General features: G+C 67.7%; 26 protein-coding genes. 15 read left to right on the plus strand and 11 right to left on the minus strand.

Annotation, left to right across the window (positions count from 1 at the left end; all coding sequences use genetic code 11):
- Positions 1-15: 15 nt before the first annotated feature.
- The 3 genes from ABD115_RS12250 to ABD115_RS12260 form a co-directional block, all read right to left on the minus strand.
- Entirely contained in the window at positions 16-2,274 is a 2,259-nt protein-coding gene (locus tag ABD115_RS12250; protein WP_343961208.1) for a hypothetical protein, read from the minus strand.
- Positions 2,275-2,424: 150 nt separating this feature from the next.
- Positions 2,425-3,270, minus strand: a complete 846-nt coding sequence (locus tag ABD115_RS12255) for a hypothetical protein (RefSeq protein ID WP_343961210.1) — start codon at positions 3,268-3,270, stop codon at positions 2,425-2,427.
- The gene (locus ABD115_RS12260) at positions 3,270-4,073 is read right to left on the minus strand and encodes a DUF2690 domain-containing protein (protein WP_343961213.1); all 804 of its coding nucleotides are present in this window, start codon (positions 4,071-4,073) and stop codon (positions 3,270-3,272) included. Before ABD115_RS12260 ends, ABD115_RS12255 begins: the two co-directional genes overlap by 1 nt.
- Positions 4,074-4,401: 328 nt before the next feature.
- On the opposite strand from ABD115_RS12260, the gene ABD115_RS12265 reads away from it, so the two are divergent.
- Positions 4,402-4,599: a type 1 glutamine amidotransferase family protein gene (locus tag ABD115_RS12265; protein ID WP_343961215.1), complete on the plus strand. Its 198-nt coding sequence runs from the start codon at positions 4,402-4,404 to the stop codon at positions 4,597-4,599.
- A complete protein-coding gene (locus tag ABD115_RS12270; protein WP_343961217.1) occupies positions 4,584-4,739 on the plus strand; it encodes a hypothetical protein in 156 nt (51 codons plus the stop codon). The genes ABD115_RS12265 and ABD115_RS12270 overlap by 16 nt, the downstream gene beginning before the upstream one ends.
- Before the next feature lie 32 nt (positions 4,740-4,771).
- Here ABD115_RS12270 and ABD115_RS12275 read toward each other — a convergent pair whose 3' ends face one another.
- From ABD115_RS12275 to ABD115_RS12290, 4 genes are read right to left on the minus strand one after another with little or no spacing between them, the layout of a single operon-like run.
- Positions 4,772-6,463 carry a serine hydrolase domain-containing protein gene (locus ABD115_RS12275; protein ID WP_343961220.1) on the minus strand — a complete coding sequence of 564 codons (1,692 nt, stop codon included), beginning with the start codon at positions 6,461-6,463 and terminating at the stop codon, positions 4,772-4,774.
- A gap of 7 nt (positions 6,464-6,470) precedes the next feature.
- Complete coding sequence (locus tag ABD115_RS12280; RefSeq protein WP_343961222.1) at positions 6,471-6,989, minus strand: GNAT family N-acetyltransferase; 519 nt, start codon at positions 6,987-6,989, stop codon at positions 6,471-6,473.
- Between the two features lie 37 nt (positions 6,990-7,026).
- Positions 7,027-7,593, minus strand: coding sequence for a GNAT family N-acetyltransferase (locus ABD115_RS12285; protein ID WP_343961224.1), 567 nt, complete (start codon positions 7,591-7,593; stop codon positions 7,027-7,029).
- Positions 7,593-8,321 (minus strand): GNAT family N-acetyltransferase, encoded by a 729-nt coding sequence (locus ABD115_RS12290; protein WP_343961225.1) that lies wholly within the window; start codon positions 8,319-8,321, stop codon positions 7,593-7,595. The genes ABD115_RS12285 and ABD115_RS12290 overlap by 1 nt, the downstream gene beginning before the upstream one ends.
- Before the next feature lie 414 nt (positions 8,322-8,735).
- On the opposite strand from ABD115_RS12290, the gene ABD115_RS12295 reads away from it, so the two are divergent.
- Positions 8,736-9,692: an NAD(P)/FAD-dependent oxidoreductase gene (locus tag ABD115_RS12295; protein WP_343961227.1), complete on the plus strand. Its 957-nt coding sequence runs from the start codon at positions 8,736-8,738 to the stop codon at positions 9,690-9,692.
- Here ABD115_RS12295 and ABD115_RS12300 read toward each other — a convergent pair.
- On the minus strand, positions 9,689-10,645 hold the full coding sequence (locus tag ABD115_RS12300; protein ID WP_343961229.1) for a DUF6206 family protein: 957 nt from the start codon (positions 10,643-10,645) through the stop codon (positions 9,689-9,691). The two genes, ABD115_RS12295 and ABD115_RS12300, sit on opposite strands and share 4 nt — an antisense overlap.
- Positions 10,646-10,819: 174 nt before the next feature.
- Here ABD115_RS12300 and ABD115_RS12305 point away from each other — a divergent pair, with 174 nt between their 5' ends.
- Both ABD115_RS12305 and ABD115_RS12310 read left to right on the plus strand, forming a co-directional pair.
- Entirely contained in the window at positions 10,820-11,725 is a 906-nt protein-coding gene (locus tag ABD115_RS12305; RefSeq protein ID WP_343961230.1) for a LysR family transcriptional regulator, read from the plus strand.
- 60 nt (positions 11,726-11,785) lie between these two features.
- The gene (locus tag ABD115_RS12310; RefSeq protein ID WP_343961232.1) at positions 11,786-13,024 is read left to right on the plus strand and encodes an aminotransferase class III-fold pyridoxal phosphate-dependent enzyme; all 1,239 of its coding nucleotides are present in this window, start codon (positions 11,786-11,788) and stop codon (positions 13,022-13,024) included.
- 20 nt (positions 13,025-13,044) lie between these two features.
- Here the strand turns inward: ABD115_RS12310 and ABD115_RS12315 are convergent, their stop codons facing one another.
- The gene (locus tag ABD115_RS12315) at positions 13,045-13,761 is read right to left on the minus strand and encodes a GntR family transcriptional regulator (protein ID WP_343961234.1); all 717 of its coding nucleotides are present in this window, start codon (positions 13,759-13,761) and stop codon (positions 13,045-13,047) included.
- 206 nt (positions 13,762-13,967) lie between these two features.
- On the opposite strand from ABD115_RS12315, the gene ehuB reads away from it, so the two are divergent.
- The 8 genes from ehuB to ABD115_RS12355 all read left to right on the plus strand — a co-directional run bounded on the left by ehuB (position 13,968) and on the right by ABD115_RS12355 (position 19,428).
- Positions 13,968-14,894: an ectoine/hydroxyectoine ABC transporter substrate-binding protein EhuB gene (gene ehuB / locus ABD115_RS12320; RefSeq protein ID WP_343961236.1), complete on the plus strand. Its 927-nt coding sequence runs from the start codon at positions 13,968-13,970 to the stop codon at positions 14,892-14,894.
- 15 nt (positions 14,895-14,909) lie between these two features.
- The gene (ehuC, locus tag ABD115_RS12325) at positions 14,910-15,725 is read left to right on the plus strand and encodes an ectoine/hydroxyectoine ABC transporter permease subunit EhuC (RefSeq protein ID WP_343961238.1); all 816 of its coding nucleotides are present in this window, start codon (positions 14,910-14,912) and stop codon (positions 15,723-15,725) included.
- Complete coding sequence (ehuD, locus tag ABD115_RS12330) at positions 15,722-16,378, plus strand: ectoine/hydroxyectoine ABC transporter permease subunit EhuD (RefSeq protein ID WP_343961240.1); 657 nt, start codon at positions 15,722-15,724, stop codon at positions 16,376-16,378. The genes ehuC and ehuD overlap by 4 nt, the downstream gene beginning before the upstream one ends.
- A 142-nt stretch (positions 16,379-16,520) precedes the next feature.
- Entirely contained in the window at positions 16,521-17,303 is a 783-nt protein-coding gene (gene ehuA / locus ABD115_RS12335) for an ectoine/hydroxyectoine ABC transporter ATP-binding protein EhuA (protein WP_343961399.1), read from the plus strand.
- A gap of 154 nt (positions 17,304-17,457) precedes the next feature.
- Complete coding sequence (locus tag ABD115_RS12340; RefSeq protein WP_343961242.1) at positions 17,458-17,709, plus strand: ribbon-helix-helix domain-containing protein; 252 nt, start codon at positions 17,458-17,460, stop codon at positions 17,707-17,709.
- Positions 17,709-18,191, plus strand: a complete 483-nt coding sequence (locus ABD115_RS12345) for a PIN domain-containing protein (protein ID WP_343961245.1) — start codon at positions 17,709-17,711, stop codon at positions 18,189-18,191. The genes ABD115_RS12340 and ABD115_RS12345 overlap by 1 nt, the downstream gene beginning before the upstream one ends.
- A 345-nt stretch (positions 18,192-18,536) precedes the next feature.
- Positions 18,537-19,037 carry a WYL domain-containing protein gene (locus ABD115_RS12350; protein ID WP_343961247.1) on the plus strand — a complete coding sequence of 167 codons (501 nt, stop codon included), beginning with the start codon at positions 18,537-18,539 and terminating at the stop codon, positions 19,035-19,037.
- 148 nt (positions 19,038-19,185) lie between these two features.
- On the plus strand, positions 19,186-19,428 hold the full coding sequence (locus ABD115_RS12355) for a hypothetical protein (RefSeq protein WP_343961249.1): 243 nt from the start codon (positions 19,186-19,188) through the stop codon (positions 19,426-19,428).
- Here ABD115_RS12355 and ABD115_RS12360 read toward each other — a convergent pair.
- Positions 19,425-19,901 (minus strand): hypothetical protein, encoded by a 477-nt coding sequence (locus ABD115_RS12360; protein ID WP_343961251.1) that lies wholly within the window; start codon positions 19,899-19,901, stop codon positions 19,425-19,427. The genes ABD115_RS12355 and ABD115_RS12360 overlap by 4 nt on opposite strands.
- Positions 19,902-20,223: 322 nt before the next feature.
- On the opposite strand from ABD115_RS12360, the gene ABD115_RS12365 reads away from it, so the two are divergent.
- Positions 20,224-20,346: a hypothetical protein gene (locus tag ABD115_RS12365; RefSeq protein ID WP_343961253.1), complete on the plus strand. Its 123-nt coding sequence runs from the start codon at positions 20,224-20,226 to the stop codon at positions 20,344-20,346.
- A 126-nt stretch (positions 20,347-20,472) separates the two neighbouring features.
- Here ABD115_RS12365 and ABD115_RS12370 read toward each other — a convergent pair whose 3' ends face one another.
- Positions 20,473-24,144 (minus strand): phosphodiester glycosidase family protein, encoded by a 3,672-nt coding sequence (locus tag ABD115_RS12370; protein WP_343961255.1) that lies wholly within the window; start codon positions 24,142-24,144, stop codon positions 20,473-20,475.
- A gap of 337 nt (positions 24,145-24,481) precedes the next feature.
- Between ABD115_RS12370 and ABD115_RS12375 the strand changes: the two genes are divergently transcribed.
- The gene (locus tag ABD115_RS12375) at positions 24,482-24,757 is read left to right on the plus strand and encodes a DUF3892 domain-containing protein (protein ID WP_343961257.1); all 276 of its coding nucleotides are present in this window, start codon (positions 24,482-24,484) and stop codon (positions 24,755-24,757) included.
- Positions 24,758-25,076 lie beyond the last annotated feature (319 nt).

Consider the following 25,076-nt stretch of genomic DNA (forward strand, 5'->3'; position numbering starts at 1 on the left):
TGAGCCTTTCACGGGTCAGATGAACCTGGCGTCGAACGTGCGCACGCCGTATTTCGCGGCTACCGCCGAGTTCCAGAGCGCAGCGAAGGCCTCTTTCGGCCCGTCGGAGGCCGCTGCCGCCGACGCGCCAGCGGCCGACAGCGTGGCGCAGCCGGTGGCCTGGGCGGCCTCTGCCCAGGCCACGTACTCAACGTTGGCCGCGTGCGAGTTGCTGATGGCCGCGCTGAGGTGGTCGAGTAGCTCCTGGCCACGCGGTATCCGGTCGACGGGCATCGCCCCGAGCGCGTCTAGCAGCTCCGCGCGATTGTCTCGCACCGCCTGCATCGTCGCGACGCTGTCTCCGTATCCCCCAGCGGCTGCGGTGCACTGCTGCAGCTTGGGCAGCGCATCTTTGACCAGGGCCCGGCCAGCGTACGCCTTCTCGAGCACCTCGATCATGTAGCGAATCTGGTCTTCGGCGGTGTCGGCCGGGGCCTGCACTTCGAAGGCGCCGTCGTGATTCGCGGCGTCTTCGACGGTGCGAACGGCCTCGCCAAGCACCACAAAGATGTATCGCACGAGCCGTTGCTGCTCGGTGGTTCGGGCACCGGCCTCGGCGCGCACGGTGACGGTGCCGATGTCGTAGTCGAGCGTCAGCACTCCCCCGTTCGCCAGCTGCGCGACATAGCGGTTGAGTCGCTCGTCGAAGCGGAGTGCTGCCTGAGCCGTGTCGCCCGTGGGCGTGGTGGCACCCGAGGAGTACATTCGCGACCCGCCTGCCGCCGGCTGGTAGGCGAGGTAGCTCGGGCGATCGAGCGTGATGCCGCACACGAGCACCCAGCCGTCTGCGAGCTCGGCCCAGGCGAGCAGCAGCGTGCCCGCCGGGCACTGCGCAGGGATCGACTTCGGAATCGACACGTTGCCGACCCGCTGCACGGCGGCGCCACCGGCGCCCTCGGCGGGCGCGAGGAAGGTGTAGCTGTCAAGAATGTTCGAGCCCTCGGCGACCGAGCAATCTGAGCACATCGGGTGCCCGATGAGCACGCCGAGCGGGCCTCCCGTAATCTCTGCGACGTTCTCGATCGCAGGGAAGCTGACGGTCGCCCGTTTCGTTCCCGTCACGCCGTCAAACACTTCGACGCTCGACACCGAAAACCAGGGTTTGCCACCCACCCTGGCCGTGTCGAACACGAGCACCTCGTTCGCAACAACCACGGCGGTCGAGCCCGTGGCATCGATGGGGGTTACCGCGCCCGTGCGCAGGTTCACGATCGCGTGCCCCGACTCCCCTGCGGCCGAGTGCACCACCAGCACACCGGTCTCGGCGCCGCTCCCCACCAGTTCCGGGGCGCCGAGTGCCCCGGGGATCGCCCCAGAGATCTCCCACAGCAGCTCGCGCGTCTCAGCGTCGAAGGCGCTCACCGAGGAGCCGCTGCTCAGCAACAGCACCGGGTCGGTCTCGCCGACTACGCTCCAGCTCAACGAATCGACGGTGGCGAGCACCTCGGCAGCTGGCGCGTCGCAGCCGGTGCCAACGTACGAGGTCTGCGTGGTGCCGTGCAGCCACACGCAGTCTGGCATGCGCGCGTTGCCCACGGTGCCACCGAATATGCCGGCGACACGTTCGCTCTCGCGGTGCTCGCCGTTGAGCGCATAGGTGTCGATGGCGTTCTCACTGAACACGCGCACCCCGGCTTCGGAATAGCGAACGCTGCCGGCCTGCGCATCCTCCATGAAGCTGACGCCGCCGCTATCGAAGCCGATGAGCTTGGAGCCGTCACCGGCGGTGACGGAGCACACCGCCTCCGAGGCGTCTGGCGAGCTCGCGCACGAGATCGGGTACCCCCACCCCTCCTCCGCCCAGCGAGCTTGCCCCGTTTCGGCGTCGATCAGCGCCCAGCTCGCGCTGCTCCCTGCTTGCCCCGCCGTCGGCCGGTAGTGCACGAGCACCCCCGACTCGAGCTGCAGCGGCTGATCGGCCCGCCGCATTTCATTGATGGGCCCAAGCATTCTCGGCAGGTGCCCGAGCAGCGCGGCCTCTGCCCCCAGGTCAGTGCCGCGCAGCGTCCATTTTGCCTCTACCCCATCGGCAAAACTCGCCGGCCGGTCTTGCTCGGGCCCACCCGCTTGGCTGGTCGATGCGACGCCACCCGCGGGTGCACCCGCGGCGTCGAACGGCCAGGTTCGCGTGACCGCGAGCGCGGTCGCGGTGCCGGCCAAAGCCACCACCACGGCGAACGCGGTCACCGATATTACGGTGGCCCTCCGCGTCAGCTGATGTGGGGGTCGACTCATAGAACGTTCCTTACTGGTAAGGGCCCGACACGAGTGCGCCGGCCGGCTACCCCCAACCTTGGCCAATGGGCGCTGCCACTCACAAGCGCTCCGCGCCCCGGGGGCGTTCGGGTTTTCCGGTTCCGACGAATTTGCTCCCGAAATCGGGGCCTAGGTGCCCGCGGCCGCCCCCGCAGCCGCAGCCGCGGCCGGGGCGGTCACACACGTGCCACCGGTCGCGACGTCGGTGTTCGCGAACGACTCGGTGTGCTCGGCGCGACCGTTCGCCACGCTGTAGCGCTGCACCTCGGTCGCGCAGGCGTCGCGGGCGGGCGCGAGGTAGAACGACGCGGTGCCGTCGCCGAAGCCCGAGTAGCCGTGCTCCTTGCCCCACACCTCGGTGGCGCGAATCGCGTCGACACCGATCACCCTGCTGTCGTGCGGCACGTTCGTGTTCAGCGCGCCCTCGAGCTGCACGGCGATCACGCCCTGGTCTGAGCGCCCGGTGATCGTCGCGGTGTGCTCACCGCCGCGCAGCACGCGGGTGCGCGTCAGCTCCCGCGGCTCATGCTCGGCGCTGATCGCGAGCACGAACGTCACGAATTCGTCTTCCGTGTACCCCCGAAAGTGCATCGTGTGGCGAGCCTGCACCACGCCGACGAGCCGCGGCGCTTCGCCGTCGAGGGTGTACGAGTACTGCTCGTCGGTGATCGTGTAATTTTCGCGGTCGGGCAGCGGCGGGAGGTCGGGCCCGCTGCCGAGCAGCTTCTCGGCGTCGATGGTCGCGAGGTCGCCGCCGGGCAGGCGCAGTTCGCTCGTGCCGTTCAGGATCCGCGGCGCAGCCCCGCCCCCGCGCACCTCGAAGGGCCCGAACCCCACCCAGGCCCCGCCGTCGGTCTCCGGCCGATCACCGGCCGGCGTGCACCCGGCGAGCACGAACACGGCGGCAATCGCGGTCACGGCGATGCGTCGGCGCGCGCCGGCGGTGGCGCGCCCGGCGCGGCTCAGCGGCGTCATTAGATGCATAGCTTCGGCCCGAGGTCTTCCGTTTTTCCGTCGACCATGATCGTGGCCTGGCCGCAGATGCGCGCCGCGGTGTCTGGCTCAATGATCATCGGGGTGTACAGCGACTGCAGCCCGACATCGGTGCGCGACTGCGCGCGCTCGCTCTGCGGGTCGTCGAGCGGCCAGACCTTCATCGTCATGGTGTTGCCGTCGGTCTTGTCGTCGTAGCGGGTCACCCTGCCCCACACCGCCATGCAGTCGTTCGAGTACATGAGCTGCACGTGCACGAGGTTGTCGAGCCGGGCCTCGGAGGCCGCGATCACCGCGTCGTCGCGGCAGCTCGTGAGCATCGGATCCACGCCGTTTGCCGCCTTCGTGAGGTGTCGCGCCTCCGCCGTCGGCCCCGCGCCGAGGCTGCTCATCGCGACGCCGGTGATGAGCGCGGCGACGAGCGCCGCCCCCGCGGCGATGAGCGCGGTTTGCAGCAGCGAAAAGCGCCGACCGGCTTCTGCCTGCTCCGCAACGGGTTCGCTGCCGGTATTGCGGGGGTCGAGCGCGTTGCGCCTCGCCCGCCACTCGCGCGGGTTGCCGTGCAGCAGCGTGACGAGTTTGAGCACGGTGTTCTCTGTCGGCAGCCCCTTGCCGGCGAAAGCGACCGAGAGCACGCTCTTCGAGATGCCCGTTTGCGCGCTGATGGCCGCGAGCGTCGGGTTGCCCGCGTTGATGCGCAGGTCTCTGAGCCCCTCGGCAAACGACTCGACCGAGTCCTGTGATTCGGCGCGCGCAGCGCCAGCCTCGGGCACGGCAGTCTCCACCATCTCTTCCCTCCAGTGTGAGCGTTCGAAGGCTCGAACGCGGCGTTCGAACGCCCGAACCCAATGTTCTAGCTGTGAGGTTAACCATAGGCTGTGCTGGCCCGGCTCCGGCAGCCTTGCAACCGCGGCACTGGCGAAATCGCGCAAAATCGTTGAGAAGACGTGGGTTTGAATATTTCGTTCGGCGCCCGAACCCGGCTTCGGGCGCACCGGCCGCGCGGCTGGTGCGGGTCACACGCCGCACCAACCGCGAACCCCACGAGTGCCTTGCCGAAGCCGCAAGCGCGAGCCACCCGGTGCGCCATTGCGGGTGAACTACGCAATCGATGTGGTGTTGTTCGACGGGTTCGAACTGCTCGACGTGTTTGGCCCCGTCGAGTTCTTTGGTAGCCTCCCCGACAGCTTCGACATCACCTACGTCGCCGCCGCGGCCGGCCCTGTCACGAGCTCGCAGGGCGCGCAAGTCATCGCGACGCAGGCAATCTCGTCGCTCCGGCGGCCGGAATGGACATGGCCGGTGCGATAATCAGCGAGGTGCTGGGGGCCAGCGTCGCCGGCTCAGTTGCTGCCGAGCTCGAGTACGAGCTTCACACCGATGCCGCGCTCGACCCGTTCGCCTTTCACGCCGACGCCCACGCGACCAGACCTAGCTCTCCCGCCACCTGAGCGTGCGCGCGGCGAGTTAAGGCCGAGGCCGGTCAACGATGAGGGCCCTCGCGATCCGCCCGCCGCGCGAGCTCCATCGAAAACGTGCCGAGCCCGACGCGCACGCTGTCGCACGCCTCGCCGTCGGTGACGATCCACCCGAGTGAGGTCTCGCCGATCCACTCACCGCTGCGACGCCCGAACGGGCGCACCGGCTCGGCCGCACGCCCCGGAGGCACCAGCCAGAGCTCGCCGTCGCGCTCTTCGAACACGAAGGTTTTGCCGAACGGGCGATCGACATACGCACCGCGCAGCCCGTCGGGGTACCCGGCCGCGCCATCGAGCCGGCCGTAGGTCTCGGAGATGCCGGCCCACGACACGATGTCGAGCTCAGCCCCGCGGGCCTCGATGCGCGCAAACTCGTCGCCGCCAGCCCACACGCGCCCGCCGCTCCACCGCACCGTCTCGGCCTCGTCACTGAGCGCGCCGCTCGCCGAGAGCCCGCCGTCGTCGCGCACCTCGACCCGCACGCCCGAGAACGAGCCGGTCGCGTACCAGCTGCCGGCGACGTCGGCGAAGCCCGTGGCGATGTGCATCGCCCGCCACGCTGTTGCCGCGGCGTCGAAGCCGCCGCGGTTCGAGAAGCAGGCCGCGCTCAGCCCAGTGGCCTCGTCGACGATCGAATAGGCGGTGAAGCTCCACATGCCACCGCTGTGCACATAGCCCGTGGTGTGCGCCTTCGTCTCGTGCTCGATGCCGAAGCCGTAGCTCGTCTCGTGGCCGCTGTTCAGCACGGTGCGGGCGAGCAGCTGCTGGCGAATATCGTCGCCGAGCACACGCCCGTCGATGAGAAACGCCTGCCACGCGCCGAAGTCGTTGAGCGACGTAATGACCTCGCCGTCGCCGTTGACACCCCGCACCGGTTCGACCTCGCCGACACCCATCGTCTCTTTCACGAACTCGCCGGGTGCCCCTGCCGCGAAGCTGAACGCCATGCCGTCGGTGAACTCGCCGAGCACCGTCGTGCTGAACGTCTGCGCCATGCCGAGCGGGCGCAGCACCGACTCCGCGAGCACCTCGGGGAAGGGCGCGCCCGCCGCGCGCTCGAGCGCCAGCGCCGCGATCACATACCCGGTGTTCGAGTATGACTGGGTGTCGCCAGGCGTGAACTCGAGCGCGTCGAGCGTTTCGAGCCAGCCGAGAAACGCCGAGAGCGCAGCGATTTCGATCTCAGGGATGCCGACCGTGTACGCCACCCCGAGGTAGTCGGGCAGGCCCGCGGTGTGGTTCAGGCAGCTGCGCAGCGTCACCCCGGGCACGGGCAGCTCGGGCACCAGGCCGCGAACGTCGGCGTCGAGGTCGAGCGCGCCCGCACGGGCCGCCAGCAGCACCGCGGTCGCCGTGAGCTGCTTGCTCACCGACGCGGTGTTCATCAGGGTGTCTGGGGTGAGGGGCTTGCCGGCTGAGGAGGTGCTGGCGAGGCTGGCCCCGGACTCGCCCTCGGACACGCCCTCGAACACGCCCCCTGCATCGGCTCCCGAACCCAGCTCGGCCACGCCCGCGCACGCGCTCGCGAGGAGCACCCCGTCGCGGTAGACGGCGACGACGGCGCCGGGTTCGCCTGCGCCAATCTGCCCGTCGAGTAGCTCGCGCTGCAGTCTGTCGCCGAGCGCCGCTGGCGCAAGCTGGGGCGGCGCGGGCGAGGGTGCTGACGCGGCGGCGGGTGCGGGTGTCGGTTGTGACATGGTGTGCTCAGTATTCCTTGTTCAGTGTCAGCGACCGGTCGTGCTCCGTGAAGCCGAGCCTGCTGTAGAGGCCGACGGCGCCCGTGGGGCTCTCGCTGTCGACGTCGAGCATCGCCCGCTCGAGGCCGCGCTCGCGCAGCTTCGTGAGGGTGTGCGCGAGGAGCGCCTGCGCGATGCGCTGCCCGCGCCACGCGCGTGCAACGCCGAGCACCTCAATATAGCCGAAGCTGAAGCCATTGGGCTCCCACTCCTCTTCCGTGACCATCACGCGCAGCACCCCAGCGAGCTGCTCGCTCCCGTCTTCGAGCGTGCCGAACACGACAGCCCCAAGCTCGGGGGTGAAGCTTTTGAGCCGGGCAATCGACTCCCAGTCTTCGCGGTTGAGCGGCTGGCTCCCCCAGTGGTCTCTGAACGCGTCGTTGACGACGAGGCGCGCGGGCTCCGACAGCTCGTTGCGGTAGGGCTCGATGCGCAGGTGCGGTGCGAGCTCGATGTCTGGGATGGGTGCCGACAGATCGCGAATCATGTTGAACCACCAGCGCGTTGGCGCGAACCCCGCGCGCTCAAGCAGCGCGCGCTGCTGGGGCTCGCCAGACTCCGAGCCGGCCGTGAGCCAGCGGGAGGTGTAGGTCGGAGGCAGCGAGGTGCTGCAGCCCCCTGCCCTCTTGCCAGGCAAGCAGCGCCGTACCAATGCCCTCGCGCCGCCGGTCGGGCCGCACCTGCCCGTTCAGGTGCACCTTGACGATCGTGGCGGCCTCGCTGTCTTTCACCGCCTCGCCGTAGGCGACCAGCGTGCCGGCGCCGTCGAGCGCAACAGCGCTATCGAGCTCCGGGTCAAACGAGGGCGCGTCGAAGCCCTCCTCGAACATGTCGAGCGTGTTCACGAGGCGGGGGTGATCTTCGACGCCGCACAGGGTGTCGAGCTCGAGCAGCGCCGGCAGGTCGTCGCGCCGCAGCCGCCGCCAGGTGAGGTCGGCGCCGACCGTGGGCAGCGGCAACGAGGCCGGGGCGCTCACCCGCTCGGCGAGGGGTCGCTCGGTGAGGCGCTGCGGTTGCTGCTCGATGTGCTGCTCGATGTGCTGCTCGGCTGGCGGCTCGATTAGCTGTTCGCTTGATTCGTTGGCGGTCACTATGATTCCTCGGAGTCGTCTGGCAGCGGCAGATCCCACGTGCCGATCGAGGCGAAGCCCGAGCGGCTGGCGAGCGTCACCGAGGCCGTGTTGTCGATCTGGCAGCGATACTGGGGTTCGTGCTCCACCTCGAGCGCCGCGCGCGCCAGCGCGTAGATGACGCTGCGGGCGTGCCCGTGCCCGCGGTGATCGGGGTGGGTGACGACGCCCATGTCGGCGAGCATCACGTCGTCTTCAAACGGGTACGAGCTGCCGACTGCGACGAGCGTGTCGCCGTCGAAAGCCCCAAAGACCATCCAGTGGTCGAGCTCGACCGAGGCGCCGTCGAGATCCTCCTCCGACACCCCTGCTTCGAATGCCTCGAATGCGGCGCTGTCTGCCTCGGTGAGGGCGCGCACGTGGCTCGGGTTATCGGTCGTGCGAAGCTGCTGCTTCGTCGCGTCGTCGAGAAAGAACAGGTGGTCTGGGCCGTTGAGCGTGGTGCCGGCGGCGGTCAGCGCCTCTCGCAGCTGCTCCTCTGTCGTGGCCTCGCTCACACCCGGCAGGTCGCGCACGGCCGGCGACACCAGCACGTAGGTGCGGTCGGGCCGCACGAGAATCTGCACCCGCTCGTCTTCGTCGAGCTCGTCGCTCACGGCGAGGCGGTAGGTGGCGGTCTCGCGCACGGGATCGCCGCCCTCGAACGGGGCGATCCATTGCCTGTAGATTTCGGGGTTCATGTCGCGCATGGCGTGGTGCTCATTTCGTCGTGGGGTCGTCGTGCGCCGGCAGGCCCGGGTCGCTCGGCCGCCCCGCGCCAGAGCCCCCGAGTGCTGGCCCTGCACGCGCTGTTAGGTGAATGCTGTCATTTTCGGCCTGAGAATTCCAAGCTTTTTGCCGTTTCTGCATATTGCTTGCGATGTTCCCGCTGCGGTGCCCGCTGCCGTTCCCACTGTCGCTCCCGCTGCCGTTCCCCCGGTGGTCCCGTCTGCGCCCGCTGCAAGGCCCGCGCCCGAGCCCCCGCCCCACCCGCACCGAGGCCCCGAATATGCCGCTTCGGCAAGAAAAGTCGCGCCCGCAGCGCTGCCGGGCAACGATAACCAGCGAGGGCGTCGGCGAAGCCAGGCGCTCACCGACGGGAACCGGACTAAGGAGATGGTGTCATGACGCATACAACTGAGTGGGACGCGATTGTGCTCGGCGGCGGCGCTGCCGGGCTGAGCGCCGGAGTGGTGCTGGCGCGCACGGGTGCCAGGGTCGTGCTCGTGGAAGACCGCACTCCCCGCAACGCCCCGGCGGCGCACATGCACGGCTTTCTCTCGCGCGATGGCATGAGCCCGGCGGCGTTGCTGCAGACCGGTCGCGAGGAGATGGCCGGGTTTGGCGGCAAGCTCCTCGCTGCGCGTGCGACCTCGGTGACGCAGCCGGCAGACGGCAAGTTCGTTGTCGCGCTCGAAGAGGGCAGCGAGCTTTCTGCCCCGGCGATCCTGCTCGCCACGGGCCTGCGCGACGAGCTCCCGGGTATTCCCGGCGTGAGCGAGCTCTGGGGCGGCCTCGTGCACCACTGCCCGCACTGCCACGGCCGCGAGGTTGCCGGCCAGCGCATCGCCGTGATCGGCGGCGCGAACCGGCCGATGTCGGTGCACCAGGCTGGCCTCATGCGCCGGTACTCCGACGCGATCACGTTCTATCTCAACGGCATCGAGCTCGCCGACCACGAGCGCGCGCAGCTCGACGCGATCGGCGTCGCGATCGTCGACGGGCAGGTCTCGGCGGTCGCGCGCACCGATGCGGGCGCGCTCGCCATCGCGCACGGCGGCAGCGACTCCTCGGAGCACGACTGCGCCTTCGTCGCGCCGCTGTTCAGCCCGCGAAGCGAGGCGTTCGAGGGCCTGGGGCTTGCGCGCGTAGGCGAGAGCCCGTGGATCGAGGCCGGGCCAACCGGGCGCACCTCGGTCGGCGGTGTCTGGGTCGCAGGCAATCTCGCGAACCCGCGCGCCCAGGTCATCACCGCGGCTGGCGAAGGGTCGGCGGCTGCGATCGATATGGCGGGTTACCTGCTCGAGCACGATCTCGGTCGAGCGGTGAACGGCGAGCCCGCCTCCTGGTACGTTCGCTAACCGACTGGCCGGCCGCCAGATGCCGTGGCGGCCGGCTCTCCGTCAGCGGTGCCGTAGTTGGAGCGGGTGCGGTAGGCAGGCGGCAGGAGCATCGGGTATGGCCGCTTTCGCCACCGGCGCTGCCAGCCCTGCTCCCACAAGCGGAGTCGCTGCATGAGAGCCCACATGCGAGTGTTCCCTCGGAAGTGGTGCCGCACCATGGCGGGGGTCACGCTGGTCCGTAGGCTCGCGTTCGCGGCGAGGAGCAGGTCATCGATATACGCCCCCAACCCCACTCGCCGCATGTTTGCGGCGACGTCGAGTAGCGCGGTCTGAGGGTCGTGGTACTCGGCGATGATTTTCGGAACGGCCCAGCGGCTCAGCGGCGCCCGAAGCGCCGCCGGGTACCCCTGCACGAAGAGCCAGGCGGGGAGGCGATCTCTGCCGAAAGAGTCACGAATGAGCGGGGTTGAAACGTCGAGCAGCGCGATCGTGCCGTCGTCGCGCACCACCCAGTTCGGTAGCTGCGCGTCTACGGCGATGTCGGCGGTGACGGCGGTTGCGAGCGCGGCCACGACCTGCTCCAAAAGCCGCTGCCGCTCGGCCTCGCCCGCGTCGCGACAGCGCGTATGGAGCAGGTCGTCGGCGTTCACCACCGGTTGCACGATGTACCCAACGGTGCCCCAGGTGTCGCTCACGCGTGTGTGGAGCGCCGTCGGCACAAGCGCGACACCGCGGTGCTCGAGTTCTGCACTCCAGGCGTCGAGCACCGCGCGGTACTCGCTCACGGCTGACGCAGAGGGGAAGGGCGGCAATCGCTTCACGACAATGGCGGGCGCCTCGGCCGGCCAGGCGACAGCGACGGTGATCTCACCAAACCCCAAGATGCGCAGCCCGTCGAGCGTGCCGCTGAGCATGGCGCGCTCGATGCTGCGGTGTGCACTGGTCACCAATGCCTCGGTGTTCTGAATCACTGTCCAACTTCCTCGTCGAAGAGAGCAACTGCACAGGCAATGCCGTCGCAATAGCAAGCTTGGAGCGCGCATGTTCGAAGCGGAAACACCGAACGCCACGAGGTTCACAACCGTCGGTTGTTACCGCCAGTGCGCGGAATGTGGTGGCCTCGGCGATGTTAGGCTGACGCAACTATGGACGTAGAGACGCGGGTATTGCGATCGTTTCTTTCGGTGGCGGAGGAGCTGAATTTCACGCGTGCCGCCGAGCGGTTGTTTCTGAGCCAGCAGGCGCTCAGCGCGCAGATTCGCCGCCTCGAGCGGGCCACCGGAGCAACGCTGTTTGCTCGCACGACGCACTCGGTGAAGCTCACCGCTGCGGGGCACGCCCTTGTGCCGGCTGCCCAGCACATCATCGACACGATCGACCAAGCCGAGCGCGCCATTCGCGTCGCTGCAGAGGCCGCACCCGCGCGGCTCAACGTCGGGTTCACCGTCGGCGCCGCGGCCGAGATGACCAACGCAATTCTCGCCGAGTTTGGCGCGCGCTGCCCCGAGGTTGCCGTCGATTTGCACGAGGCGCCGTTCCGTGACCCAACCGCCGGGCTCGGCCAGCAGCGCTCCGATGTTGGGCTCGTGCGGTTGCCGCTGACCGGTGCCGAATTCGAGTATGCCGAGCTGTTCTCGGAGCCACGGGTGCTCGTCGTGCCTGCACACCACCGGCTCGCAGACCGCTCTGAGATTTCGCTCTCGGAGATCGCCGACGAGCCGCTGCTGACCGTGCGCAGCGACTGTCAGGAGTGGAACGGCTTTTGGCTCGCCGCCGATGCCAGGGGCGGTACCGCGCCAGCAACCTCCCGTATTGTCGATTCGGTCGACGAAGAGCTTCTGCTCGTCGCAACGCAGGGCTTCTTGACGATCACCGCGGCGTCGGTCGAGCGCTATGCCAGCAGGCCCGGCGTGCGGTTTGTTCCGATCACAGACATTGCGCCCTCCGTCGTAGCGATCGCCTGGCGGCGAGGCACCGCCATCGGCGCTATCGGGGAGTTTGTCGCCGCGGCCAGGCACGTGAGCGGTGCCGCCCGCGTTCACAACGGCTAGTTGTTACGGGCAGCGGAACGCCTGTTTCCACGCGCAGCCCGGGCTTTGGAGAATGATGAAATGATCTCCAAGGCTCAGACCCTCGAACTCTCGCAGCGTCACCTCATTCCCGGCCGCATTCACACCTTCGGCAGAGCGGGCATCGACCTGGTCATTGGCCGCCGCGAGATGTACAAGATCTGGGATCTAGACGGCCGCGAGTTCTTCGACCTGCACCTCAACGGTGGCACCTACAACCTCGGCCACCGCGCCCCCGAGCTCGTCGCGACGCTGCGGGGCGCGCTCGACGAGTTCGACATGGGCAACCATCATTTCCCCTCCCCCGCCCGAGCGACCTTCGCCGAAAAACTCTTCGAGGTGTCGCCGCAGCAGTCGCTGCCCTTCACGGTGTTCACGTCGGGCGGCGGCGAGGCCGTCGATGTGGCCATCCGCTCGGCCAGATGGGCCACGGGCCGCAGACGCATCGTCACCATCGACTCGGGGTTTCACGGCCGCACCGGGCTCTCGGGTGCGGCTGGCGACCGCAACAATGCCGACTACTTTCACAGCGCGTTGCCCGATGACTTTCTTCAGGTTCCGTGGGGCGACGTCGCCGCTCTCGAGGCGGCGTTCGCGAGCGACGCGATCGCGGCCGTGCTCCTCGAGACCATTCCCGCGACCATGGGGTTTCCCACCGTTCCGCAGGGCTACCACGACGCCGTTCGGCAGCTGTGCGACACCCACGGCGCGCTCTTCATCGCCGACGAGGTACAGACGGGGCTCGGTAGAACGGGCGAGATTTGGGCGGTCGATAGTTTCGGGGTCGTGCCCGACATGCTCGTCACCGGCAAGGGGCTCGGCGGTGGGCTCTACCCGGTGAGCGCGGTGGTGCTGAGCGAGCGAGCCGGCGGCTGGCTCGCAGAGAACGGCTGGGGTCACGTATCGACGACGGGCGGCTCAGAGCTCGGGGCGGTTGTCGGGCTCGCCGCGCTGCAGCGATCGACCGCACCGGAAACGCTCGCGCACGTTCGCGTGCTGAGCGAGCACTTCGCGGCCGGCCTTGCCGCGCTCCAGCTGGCGCACCCGAGCCTCGACCAGGTGCACCAGCGCGGGCTCGTGATCGGGCTGCGATTTGCGGGCCTCGATGGCGCTATTCGCGCGATGAGCACCCTCTACCGCCACGGCATCTGGGCGATCTTTGCGGGCTTCGACAGCTCCATGCTGCAGTTCAAGCCCGGTCTGCTGCTGAGCCTGCAAGACGCAGACGAGGTGCTCGCTCGCATGGCGCTCGCGTGCGCCGAACTCGACGCCGCGCTGTAGACGCCGCGCTGTAGCCGCCGCTACGACACGGGGTCGATGGGGCTGAACTCGTGCTGCGAGGCGTCGAGCTCGGTCTCCATCGTCGGGAAGTCGTTTTCGCCGCGCAGCCGCGCGATCGCGTCGCGAAATTGCACCTCGAGCGCGCTGATCGCGGTCTGCGTGTTGCCGAGTTCGAGCCCCGTGAGCAGCGCCTCGTAGGTCGGCGACACCGAGAGCCGCACCGCAAAGCCCTCGTCGGCGCTCAGGCTCGCGATGCGCGTCTCGATCACGAGCGTCGACATCATGCGTGAGAGCCGGTAGCTGCCCGAGAAGTCGACGAGCAACTGGTGAAAGGCGAGGTCGGCGTCGCCGATGGCGAAGGCGTCGTCGCCGCGCTCGGTGACCTGCGCAAATGCCTCGTAGGAGCCGCGCAGCGCTCCCGTCACCTCGCTGTTGCGCAGCTCGGCGATTGCCTGCACGGCGCGCGCCTCGACCGCGAGCCTGGCGTCGTAGACGTCGTCGATCGCGTCGCCCGTGATGCGGGTGACGCGCAGCCCGCGCCCGGGAAATGCCGTGAGCAGCCCCTCTTGCACGAGCCGCTGGGCGGCCTCGCGAAACGGAGCGCGGCTCACGCCGAGCTGGGTCGAGATCTCGACCTCGCGCACGGGCGAGCCGACGGGCAGGCCGCCTGTGAAGATCGCCTGGCGCAGCTCGAGGGCGATGAGGTCGACCGTCGAGCTGCGGGTGAGCGGTGACATTTGACGCGGCGAACCGCGGTGCTGGTGGCCTTGCACGAGGGGCTCCAATCTCGACTCCCGGAGCGGGCACGGACCCCGCAACGATTCCCTCACATTGTAGACAATCCTACTGAATAAATATCTTCGTGTCGGGAAAATTCATAGGATCGCAGGGATCGATCACTGATCCGGGCCCGGCGGGGCCTTTCGAAGCGAAACGAGGAACAATGACGAGAATCACCACCGGCTCGAAGACGCGCGGCACAGCACGCAGCACAGCACGCGGCACGCTGGCCGCAGTCGGAGCGGCAGGCGCGGCGCTACTACTCGCCGCCTGCAGCGGCGGCACGACCCCCGAGGCCGAGGGCAACACCCTCGAGCGGCTGCAAGAAGCCGGCACCATCACCCTCGCCATCGCCGACGAACGCCCCTACTCGTGGGTCGACGAGAGCGGCGAGGCGACGGGCGCAACCATTGCCATGCACCGCGAGATTTTCAAGGGGCTCGGCATCGACAACGTTGAGGTCGTCGAGGTCGACTGGAACTCGCTCATTCCCGGGCTCAACGCCGGGCGGTTCGATGCGATCAGCGCCGGCATGTCGATTCTCCCCGACCGCTGCGCGCAGGCGGCGTTCAGCGACCCCGAGATCATGTACACCACCGCGCTCGCGGTGCCCAAGGGCAACCCCGAGAAGCTCAGCGACCTCGACTCCGTCGCCGAGCGCGGCGGCGACGTCACCCTCGCGGTGCTCGGCGGCGCGGTCGAGGCAGACTACGCGACCCAGCTCGGCATCGCGAACACGCTGCAGGTCGACAACGCCCAGGCCGGCATCGAGGCGGTGCAGAACGGGCGCGCCGACGCGTTCACCCTCACCTCGGTCTCGCTCAATTGGATGGCCGAGAACCAGAGCGACATCGAAACCACGCAGGCCTTCGTGCAGCGCCTCGACGGCGTCGAGCAGGTGGGCGCCGGCGGCACCGTGTTCCGCAAGGCCGACACCGACCTGCTCGAGGCCTACAACGAGCAGCTCGCGAAGATCACCGGCGACGAGGCGACCTACCTGTCGCTCGTCGAAGAGTTCGGGTTCACGGCAGAGAACCTGCCGCCGGCGAGCCTCACCACCGAGCAGCTCTGCTCGGGCGACTCGCAGTAGCGGGGCGACGCACCAGTGGGTGAACACTTCGACGCGCTCGCGCGGTCGTGGCCGCGCATCATGGAGGGCCTCGGCATCACAGTCACGCTCACGGTTGGGGGCGCGCTACTCGCGTTCGTTGTCGCGGGGGCGCTCGGGCTCATGGCGGGGGCGGATCGGGCACTCGTGCGCGGCACCGCCCGCGTGATCATCGAGTTCTTTCGCGGCACGTCGCTCGTCGTGCAGCTCTTCTTCCTCTTCTTCGTGCTGCCGCTGTTTGGCGTCGAGCTGTCGCCGATCTTCGTCGGCGTGCTCGGGCTCGGGCTGAACTACGGCGCCTACGGCGCCGAGGTCGTGCGCGGCTCCATCAATGCCGTGCCGACCGGGCAGTGGGAGGCCACGACGGCGCTGAGCATGTCGCGCGCGGGGCGGCTGCGCCGCGTCATTCTGCCGCAGGCGTGGGCCATTATGCTGCCCTCACTGAGCAACCTGCTCGTGCTGCTACTCAAGGGCACCGCGATCGTGAGCTTCATCACGATGTTCGACCTCACCGCGTCGATCAACAAGCTGCGCATCGACACGAACGTGTTCTTCGCGTACACGGTCGGCCTGCTGCTCTACTTCGCGCTCGCGTGGCTGCTCAGCCTCGCGATGCTCTGGCTCGAGGCGCGCGCGAATCGCAGGCTCGGGCGGAGCACCCCGTTCGCCGAGCTGCTGCGCCATTCGACGGCGAAGGTCGACTCGGCCCAGGGATCCGCCACCGCACCGGCCGCACCCGCGAGCGCACGGGCCGCGAATGCACCGCCCGCGAGCGCGGCGCCCGCGACCGAAAGCGGGGTGAGGCGCTCGTGACCGGCGACCTTTGGAACTGGGGCTACGCCCTCGACGCCCTGCCCGTGCTGCTCGGGGCCTTCGTGCGGGTGACGCTGCTCGTCACCGTGCTCGGCAGCGCGATCGCCGCCGTGCTCGGCCTCGTCATCGCGGTCGCCAGGCGCAGCGCGCCCCGGCCCGTAGCGCTCGTGCTCGGCTTCTTCGTGAACTTCGTGCGCATGACGCCGATCGTCGTGCAGCTGCTGTTCGTGTACTACGCGTTCTCGAGCGTCTCGCCCATCACCATCGGGGTGATCGTGTTCGGCGTGCACTACGCGACCTACATGGCAGAAAGCTACCGGGCGGGCATCGAGGGCGTGCCGGCCGGGCAGTGGGAGGCGACGACCGCGCTGAGCATGTCGCGCGGGCGCACCTGGTGGGCGGTGATCATTCCGCAGGCGCTGCGCAGCACCCTGCCATCGCTCGGCAACTACGTGGTCGCGATGTTCAAAGACACCCCCTTTCTCATGGCAATCACCGTCACCGAGCTCGTGCGCGCGGCGCAGCTGTTCGGCGGCCAGCACTTCCGCTACATCGAGGCGATCACCATCGCGGGCGTCATCTTCTTGCTCGCGAGCTACCCGACCTCGCTGCTCATTCGACGACTGGAGAAACGACTTGTCTACAGTGTTTAACCCCCACGCCGCCCCCGGCTCCCCCGCTGCAGCGCGCAGCGAGCCGGCCGCCTCCGGCTCACCTGCCGCCGCGTGCAGCGAGCCGGCGGCCTCCGACGCGCCTTCGGCCTTCGAGCTCTCTGCGGCAACGCACACCGGCGCGATCGAGATCTTGCGCGACGAAACTCCCGCGATCCACTTCGCCGGCGTCGACAAGCGCTTCGGCGACACGACCGTGCTGCGCGGCCTCGACTTCTCGGTGCGCAAGGGCGACCGGGTGACCCTCATCGGGCCGTCGGGCTCGGGCAAGACCACCATTCTGCGGCTCGTGATGACGCTCGAAGAGGCGAACGGCGGCTACATCTATATTGACGGCAAGCCGCTCACCCACCACGAGGTCGGCGGCAAGCGGGTCGCGCTGAAAGAGAAGCACCGCGGCGAGATGCGCAAGCGCATCGGCATGGTGTTTCAGCAGTTCAACCTGTTTCCCAACATGACGGTGCTCGAAAACATCATCGAGGCGCCCGTGCACGTGCTCGGCGTGCCCAAGGCCGCGGCCCGCGCGAAGGCCCACGAGTTGCTCGCCAAGGTGGGGCTGCCAGACAAGGCCGACGCCCACCCGTCGCAGCTCTCTGGCGGGCAGCAGCAACGCGTCGCAATCGCGCGGGCGCTCGCGATGGACCCGGAGATTCTGCTGCTCGACGAGGTGACGAGCGCGCTCGACCCCGAGGTTGTCGGCGAGGTGCTCGGCATTCTCACCGACATCGCCCGCGACACCGACGTGACGATGCTTATCGTGACGCACGAGCTGCAGTTCGCCCGCGAGGTGTCGAACCGGGTGCTCATGTTCGACGGCGGGGCGATCGTCGAGGAGGGCCCGCCCGAGGAGCTGTTCGCGAGCCCGCAGGAGGAGCGCACGAAGGAGTTTCTGTCGGCGGTGCTGTAGTGGTGGCGGGGGCTGGCCCCAAGGGCATGTCGTGGGGTGAGAGTTGCGCGGGTTGCCGAGTTGCCGAGTTGCTGGGCAGCGGGGCGCTGCGTCTGGCGTCTCGGTAGGTTCCAAGCTATTCTGGTTGCATACGGGAATGCAACGGAGGTGCGCCATGAGAACATCGCAGACCGTGGGCTTCGCGGTGGGCCCGGAGATGCGGCCCGCCCTCGACGAGGTCGTCGAACACTTCGGTCACGGAAACCGGAGCGAGTTTCTTCGCGTTGCCGTGCGAGAGTACCAGGCGAGGCTTCGAGTCGAACGCCTCCACGGGCTCCGCGCCGAGGCCCGCGCCGAACGAGGTGGGAAGGTGCTTTCGGCGCCAGAGGTTATGGAGCTCATCAACGCGCCAACCGCGAGTGAGTGATGGCAATTCGCCCCGGCACTGCGGTCGTGTTCGACATCAACGTCTACCTCGACTACATTCTCGGTGACGACGGCGGGTGGCCTTCGGTGCCCACCCCACCGCCTCCGACGACGGGAAACGCGTCTGCCGACGCGATTGCCCTCGCGTTCGCAGACCGGTTTCGCCTGTTTGCCTCGCCACATATTCTCCGCAACGTTCACGAGAAGATGCTCGCTGCCGGTAACGGGCGCAGGGTTGCAGACGAATTCGTTCGCCTCATCGTCGACATGTGCGAGTTCTCGGGCGGCGCGGTCGTCGACCCGACTGTCACCGACGCTGGCATTGGCGATTTCGAGGATTCCCACATCATTGCCCTCGCCCGCGATGCCGCGGTGAATGCCGACGTCATCGTGTCTCGCGACGCCGATCTACTGCGGCTCGGCCCCGCGTGGCACGGGCGCCTCATACTGCCACCGCGCGACTTCGTGCATCAGGCCATGTAGCGAGACCATCCTACTGGCCCCCTGCCGCCCGTCAGCGGTAGCCGGGCTCGCTCACCTACCGCCGACCACACCGAGCCGGTGACCCCGGGCACGAGGCGGCCGCGAAACGCAACCTCCTTGGGAAGAGCTTCGGTGAGCAGCACTGCCACGAGGAGCAGCGCCGCCGTCGGCGCGGCGAGGCCCTCAGGCCATCGCGACGTTCCTTGTCGCCGGGCCGGCGGCAACCGCGGCAGCCGCTGACCCTGCATTGAAAGCTGCCCTTCGCAAGCTCGTGCGAGCTCTCCCAGAGACGTTTCGCACCCGTGCAGAGGCCGCGGCTTCTTCGCTGATTGTGGATCCGCAACCGTGGGGCGCGAGCGCAGCCTCGCAGGCCGTGAGTCAGAGCGCGTTGTCGACCCGCTCGGCCTCGTGCCGAAGGGGCCACAGTGGTACCTCGTCACCCACACCGAAACCGGCCAACGCACCTTTCGCCTCGACCGCGTGACGGCGGTCACCCCGAGCGACGAGCCCGTTCGCCGGGCCGAAAACTTCGATCTCGCCGCAAGCTGGCGGGAGCTCACCGCCGAAGCTGGGCGGGGCCGCACCACCATCGAGGTGCACGCGATCTGCGCCCCCGAAGGGCTCGGCTTCTTGCAGACCGCGATGGGCGACAACCTTGAGATCGGGCCGGCGCATGGCGACGGCCGCATCCCCGTCGTGATCCACGCGCCGAGCGAGTACGGCATCGCCGGTCACCTCGCGGGGCTCGTCGAATGGCTCGAAATCATCAGCCCGAAGAGCGTGCGCGACCACCTGGCTCGCATCGGCGCTGCGCTGACGGCGCGGTATTCGGCTGGCGCTGGGTGAGCCCTAGCGTCAGCGCTCGGATCGCCAAATCAACTTTAGCTACGCTAAAGGTGATTGAGCACGGCGCCCGTCTCGATTAGACGACGCCGCGCGTGGATCGGTTGCCCGTCACCCGTCATTCGCACCCGTATTTGAACCGAGGCCGTCAATGAACGCGAGAAACCACCAGACGCGACGCTCCTTTGGTGCACCCGGGCTCTGGCTCGCGCTCTTCGGGGCAATCGCTGCGGGGCTGCCCGCGGCGCTACAGCTCATCTACTTGGGTTCCACGAACCGTTACGGGGTTTTGGCCGCGTTCGGGTGGGGCTTCTTCTTCATTCTCGGCCCTTGCCTGGTATTCGGGGCGTTCGTGCTGTGGTGGGAGCGGCGTGAGGCCAGCCCGGAGGTCTAGCTGCGCTCGTTCCCTCTGCGACGCCGGGCCTCATGTCGCTCCCACAACAACATGTAACCGCCAAACATCAAGGCCAGATAGATGCCAGTCAGGAGAACACCCACTGGTCTCCCCAGCCCCAGGTTGTTCACCAACGTAGTTGAGAATGTCAGAAAGCCGACCGGATATGCTCCGAGCACTCCAACAACCGCACCTACGATAGATGCTCTTGCGTAGGCCCCGCCAGAATTCGCAGCAGACCGCCCGGCCATCCAAAACCCGAGACACACCAGGCTGAGCACGAAGCCGAGCAAGATGCAGCCCCAAATCAGCATCCCAGACCCCATTCCCCAAAAGAATCGACCGTTTGACTGGGCCGCCATGATGGCGAATTGCCCGACCACGGGTGCGGCGGTGATGAAGACCCCATAGAGCAGAATAAACGCGGGGTTCATCAACGATGGGCGTTTGTCTCGGCTATCTACCGTGTTCAACGATCACCTTCTTGAAATTCTCGGCTTGCTGCTCCCAGGGTTTCGTAGGCCCCGGCACGAATCAGAAAGCCTCAGATAAGGCAATTGACGTGTCGAGAACATTTTGGCCTTTGTCAACGTACACGGAGCCTTTCTCGGCGTCCAGTGCAACGCCCTCACCCAAAGCGTTTGAAAGCTCGAATATCGCGCCTTTCGTACAGCCCTCGAATCTCCACTCACCGGGAACGGAAACATCTCCATCGCGCCCGGCACAGTCGGGCGCGCCTACGCCGCGCTCGAGGCTGACGGCCTCATCGAGCTCAGCCGGGCGAGCGGCACCCGCGTGCGTGAAGGCCAGGCACTGAGCGCCGACCTCACCGCGGCCGCTACGCAGTTCGTCGCAACCGTGCAGGGCCAGAGCGGTGCTACCTTCGAGGCCGCGCTCGGCGCAGTCCGCGCCGCGTAGGAGCGGCCAGTCCCTGTGGCGTAGCGATTGTCTGGCCCGGTTCGAGCTCACCGCGATCCACACGGCGAAACGAACCGGGCCAGCGCCCGTCATGCCTCCTTGCTGCGGAGGCTGCACCGAACGACGCTACAGCGTGGGGCGCTCGGCTGAACGGCGGCGCCAGAACACGAGCAAGCCGCCTGCGGCGACGAGCGCACCCGTGAGCGTGAGCGCCCACGGCCACTGGAACGCTGACCCGCCAGTGGCGGCGAGCCCCCTATCCCCGCCGGCACTGGCCGCCGAATCTCCACCGCCGGTCACTGAACCGGGCTTGCCGTCGGTACCGTTTCCGGAACCGTTGTCACCGCCGGTTCCGGGCTCCCCCGGGCCCGTTGTCGCGTCGGAGACCGTGACCGTGTGCGCGGTGGTTACGCCGTTCACTGTCACCCTCAGGGTCGCCTCCCCCGCGGCGGTCGCGGTCAGCGCACCCGTCGAGGGGTTAAACCTGACGACGCTTTCGGCCGCAGCCTCGCTCGCGCTCGCGCTCACTGCGGCGCCGCGCTTGTTGGTCTCCACGGATCCATCATCGACGACGACCGCGTCGCCGCCCCAGACCGCGCTCATCGGCCACTGCACGGGCACGATGCGCCCGCCGTCTTGGGAGATGGTCGCGTCAACGGTCACCGAGTCGCCGACGGTCATTGCAGCGGGAATTGCCGCCGTCGCGCCGAGCGTGACCTCGTCTACGCGCGGCTTCACCTCGGCCCGGAGCCAGTTCGTGCGGCTCGTGACGGGGGCAGGGTCATGACCTACAACGCCCGAGTTCGGGTTGATTCCGAGCATCGCCCACCCCGTGAACCCGCCCTTGTCGGGCGAGCTCGACGGCCCCTTGCCGCTGTTGCCGCTGAGGAACGTTGAGACGCCCTCGTGGCTCGTCGCGTGGAAGACGCCGGCGTGGCCGTTGATCGAGGCGATCGACTTCCCCGTATCTGCGCGGAACTCCGCGAGGCGATCTTGGTACCGCTTCGCCTCGATGCGATCAGAGATCTGGCTGTCTTTGCTGCTCTTCGGGTCGTCGACCGGGTGGTGCGCGAACACGAGCACGCCCGTGATTGTCGAGTCTTTTTCAGCCTCGGCAAGCGCGTCTTCCAGGAAGCGCATCTGCTGCTTGTCAGAACCGTTGAACGAGCCGTTCGCGGTGTTCAGCGTGATGACAAGCGTGCTGCCAACCTGCTGCTTGGTCTTCGTCGGGCCGAACTCGGCGACGAAGTTCTCGATCGGGCCGCCCATCACCTCGTGGTTGCCAGGCACGTAAACCCAGGGCAGCTTGTCTCCGATCTCCTCGTCGAGAATCTTGCGCGCGAGGGCAAAATCCTCTGGCGCGGCCTCGTCGACGAAGTCGCCGGTGATGACAAACATCTCTGGCTTCGCGGCGAGGATCTCGCGCAGAGTTTGGCGGGCACCGTGCACGTTGGGGCCCTCGGGGTTGCGGGCGACGAACTGGGCGTCGCTCATCACCGCGATGCGCTGCGCGCGCTGATCGACGGTGCCGTTCGTCACAACGAGCGAGTCGTGCACGACAGGCGCCTGCGGCTGTGCGACCTCGGGGGCGACGACTGCGCGGATGCCAGCGAACATGGTCTCGCCCTGGTACTGCTTCGCGGCCGAGGTTTCCATCATGCGCACCCGCTCGAGCTTGAGCGGGTATGCGGTTCCGACGGGCACGTTGAACGTGAGCTCCTGCCAGCCCTTCCAGCTTGTGTGCGGGCCGTCGATGTTCATCGTCGTGCCGGCGCCGGTCTTCATCTGGAGCCGGGGCCAGGTGCTGTTGCCGTCGCCGTGCACCCACATCTTGATCGCCTTCGGCTGCCCAGCGATCTCGATGGGCTCGGGCGCGACGGCGTAGGCGCCGCGCGTGCCCGTGGACGAGGCGAAGTCGTAGGTGAGCTTCAGCCCGGTCTCGCCGTTCGGCCCGGTCGCTTGCTCGAGAGCACCGGTTGCACGGTCTGAGCGGAACGTCCAGTCCTTCGCGTTCGCGAGGTCTGAGACAGGCTCCTCTTCAAGGCCGATCGTCACTGCGACGTCGACACGGCGGTCGCCCGCCGAGAACGACACCGTTGCTGCGCCCGAAGCCGCGCGCGGGGTGATCGTGAACGTGTTGCCGTCGAGCGATTCGACGGCAACATCTGCGCCGGCGGAGACCGTGAGATCTGCGGCTTCGATGGGTGCGGCGAAGCCGTCTTTATCAAGGCCGGTGATGGTCACCGTCTCGCTGCCGCTCTCGTCGACCAGAGCGATGACGCTCTGGCTCGCGCGAAGCCTGTCGAGACCGCCAAGCACGCGCAGTTCGCTCGTCGCAGACTTTCCCTCCGCGGTGAACGTGACGGGCACCGTGCCCGGGGCGACCCCAGTGACCTTCGCGGTGTCGGCATCAACTGGGGTGAGCGTCGCGTTCTCGCCGGCCACTGCGAATTCACCCGCGGTCGTGAGCGCGCCGCGATTCGCGTCGAGCCCAATGCCCGAGACTGTGCGCGAGAAGCCTGGGAAGATCGCGTCTGCGTCGCCAAGCTTGGATTCGGGAGCCACCATCACGTCAGCGAGCCCGGTATCTGGCGCGGTCGACGAGAACACGAGGCTGTTCGGCACGCTACGCAGGTGACCGTCTGACGGGGCGTTGCCGACGCTCAGCTCGCTCGTGCCGGGTTCGCGCATGAGGAGCGTACTTGACCCACCACCATCGAGATTGACCGCGTTGTGTGCGCCGAGCTCGACCATGAACTCGCCAAGCTCATCGAGCGCCATGCCTCGGGAGTGGCTCTGGCGGCCGTCGAGGGAGACCACGATGACTTCGCTGCCGTCTTCGCTCACGCCGACCGCTGTGCGCGGTTCGCCCTTGTCTGGAGCGCCAACGACGGCACCGTCAGCGACCAACCGCTGGTTACCGGAGATGGCGAGATCGACGTCGGAGCTTGCCGCGACCGTGACCGGAATCGGGTCGCCCGGCTTGACGCCGTCGAAGAGATCGACGGCCGCTCCGCGCGCGAGCACGACGCCCGTTCCCGCAGCGATTGCGGTCGGCCCCGTGATCTCGGCGAGATCGGCAGATGTGCGGGTCACGACCCCGTTGGCGATCTCAACGCGCAGGAACTTCGGGTCGATGTTCGACGGGCCGCCGATCGCGCGTGCGATGGGGTACTCGCCCCACATGGGGGTGAAGTAGCCGATGCCGTCGGCTGGGATGCCAATGTTGTTGACGGTGCTGACATGGTGGGTGTTGCCCGCGACGTCGAGGGTCGCGGCGGAAGCGAGCGCCTGGATCGCCGCGAGGCCTTCGCTGACGGTGAAGCTCTCGACGGGCGACCCGCTCGTGGTCTTCACACCCTCGCTCGACGACACGTTCGTGCCCTGGGCGACGCCCGAGTTGTTGATGTCGAAGAATGAGCCGTTGACCGCGGCCACGGCGTGGTCGCCGAGGGTGTGCTCAGTGACGGGGGCGGGCCGCGTGAGGCTGCCCGAATCGCGCACGTCCATCGACAGCGTCGGGGTGGAGAGATCTGCGACGAGCACGTCGCCGGTGACCCAACCCTCACCCTGCAGCCTGTCAAAGCTCGTGGCCTTCAGGCCGGGGGCGAGCTGCCGGGTGTCGGCCCGGAGCAGGCTCGAATCGCGGCCGCCGAGGTCGAGGCCGCCTGTGTCGGGCACCGCAAAGCTTGCGGTCAGCGTGGACTGGGGCGCGAGGGCGATGCCGCTCACGGCGATGCCGAGGCAAAGCCCGGCTGCGAGCGTTGTTTTCAGGGGAGTTCGTCTAAACCAAGCCACGAGTTGCCGCAGACCTTTCTTGAGTTTTGGAATGCGCGTGCGGCAGCTCAGAGATAATTGAATGACCGCCGGACGCTCAGGTCAGCGTAGGGAAATAAGGTGGCGTCAAGGTTACGGGCTGGTGGCGGCGAGGCTCACGCAACCGACCGCGAAATGCCCGACGGGCCGGGCAAGCGCCCGGAGCATGCTTTTCGCAGTTACCCGAACGGGAGCTCTGGAACTGCAAAGAACCACTCCAATACCAGCGCTGCGGCGCCAAGAACGTCACCAACGTCGGTGGTTGCTGCAACCATTGACCTGACGACACCACGGTGGTGTCGCGGGAAGGCCGAGCACCATGGCTATTGAGATCACACACGTTCGTTTCGGGAGCACGGTTAGGACCGAGGATCAGATCGTCCAGTACAAGTGGAAGAGCGACACAGGCACCGGCGATCATGACAAGGCGACGTTAGTGGACTGGATCGACAACAAGAACGGGATTGCCTACGTTGGCAGCGGCTCCAGCCGCGTGACTGTCGGCGTTGTCCATCCGCAGTCCGGTCGACCGTATCTGCGAACCTATGCGGATGGCAAGTGGACTAACAACTTGCTGAATCTTCCGACCTTCTAGCCCTCGATGCCGAGAACGGAAGCCCAAGCCTAGATTTAGGGATCGCATCGCTGCCGCAAGCATGGGTCGCCTTCGAGGCCATGATGATGAATGCTGTTGGTCTGGCAGCAGAAACCCCGCACTCGACTGACTTCTCAGTAGATCCGAGGTGTCCGGCACGCACTCGGGCCAGCCGGATCGGAGGCCCCATAACCGCGTGAAAGTTCTGGCGCTGGAAAAGTATTCGATGACAAGGTAATAATTCCCCAAACGGGAAATGTCCCGGAAGCCGTTGAGCTTCCGGGACTTTTTGGTCGGGCTGACAGGATTTGAACCTGCG

The organism is Leucobacter albus (assembly GCF_039528015.1).
GTDB classification, from domain to species: Bacteria; Actinomycetota; Actinomycetes; order Actinomycetales; family Microbacteriaceae; genus Leucobacter; species Leucobacter albus.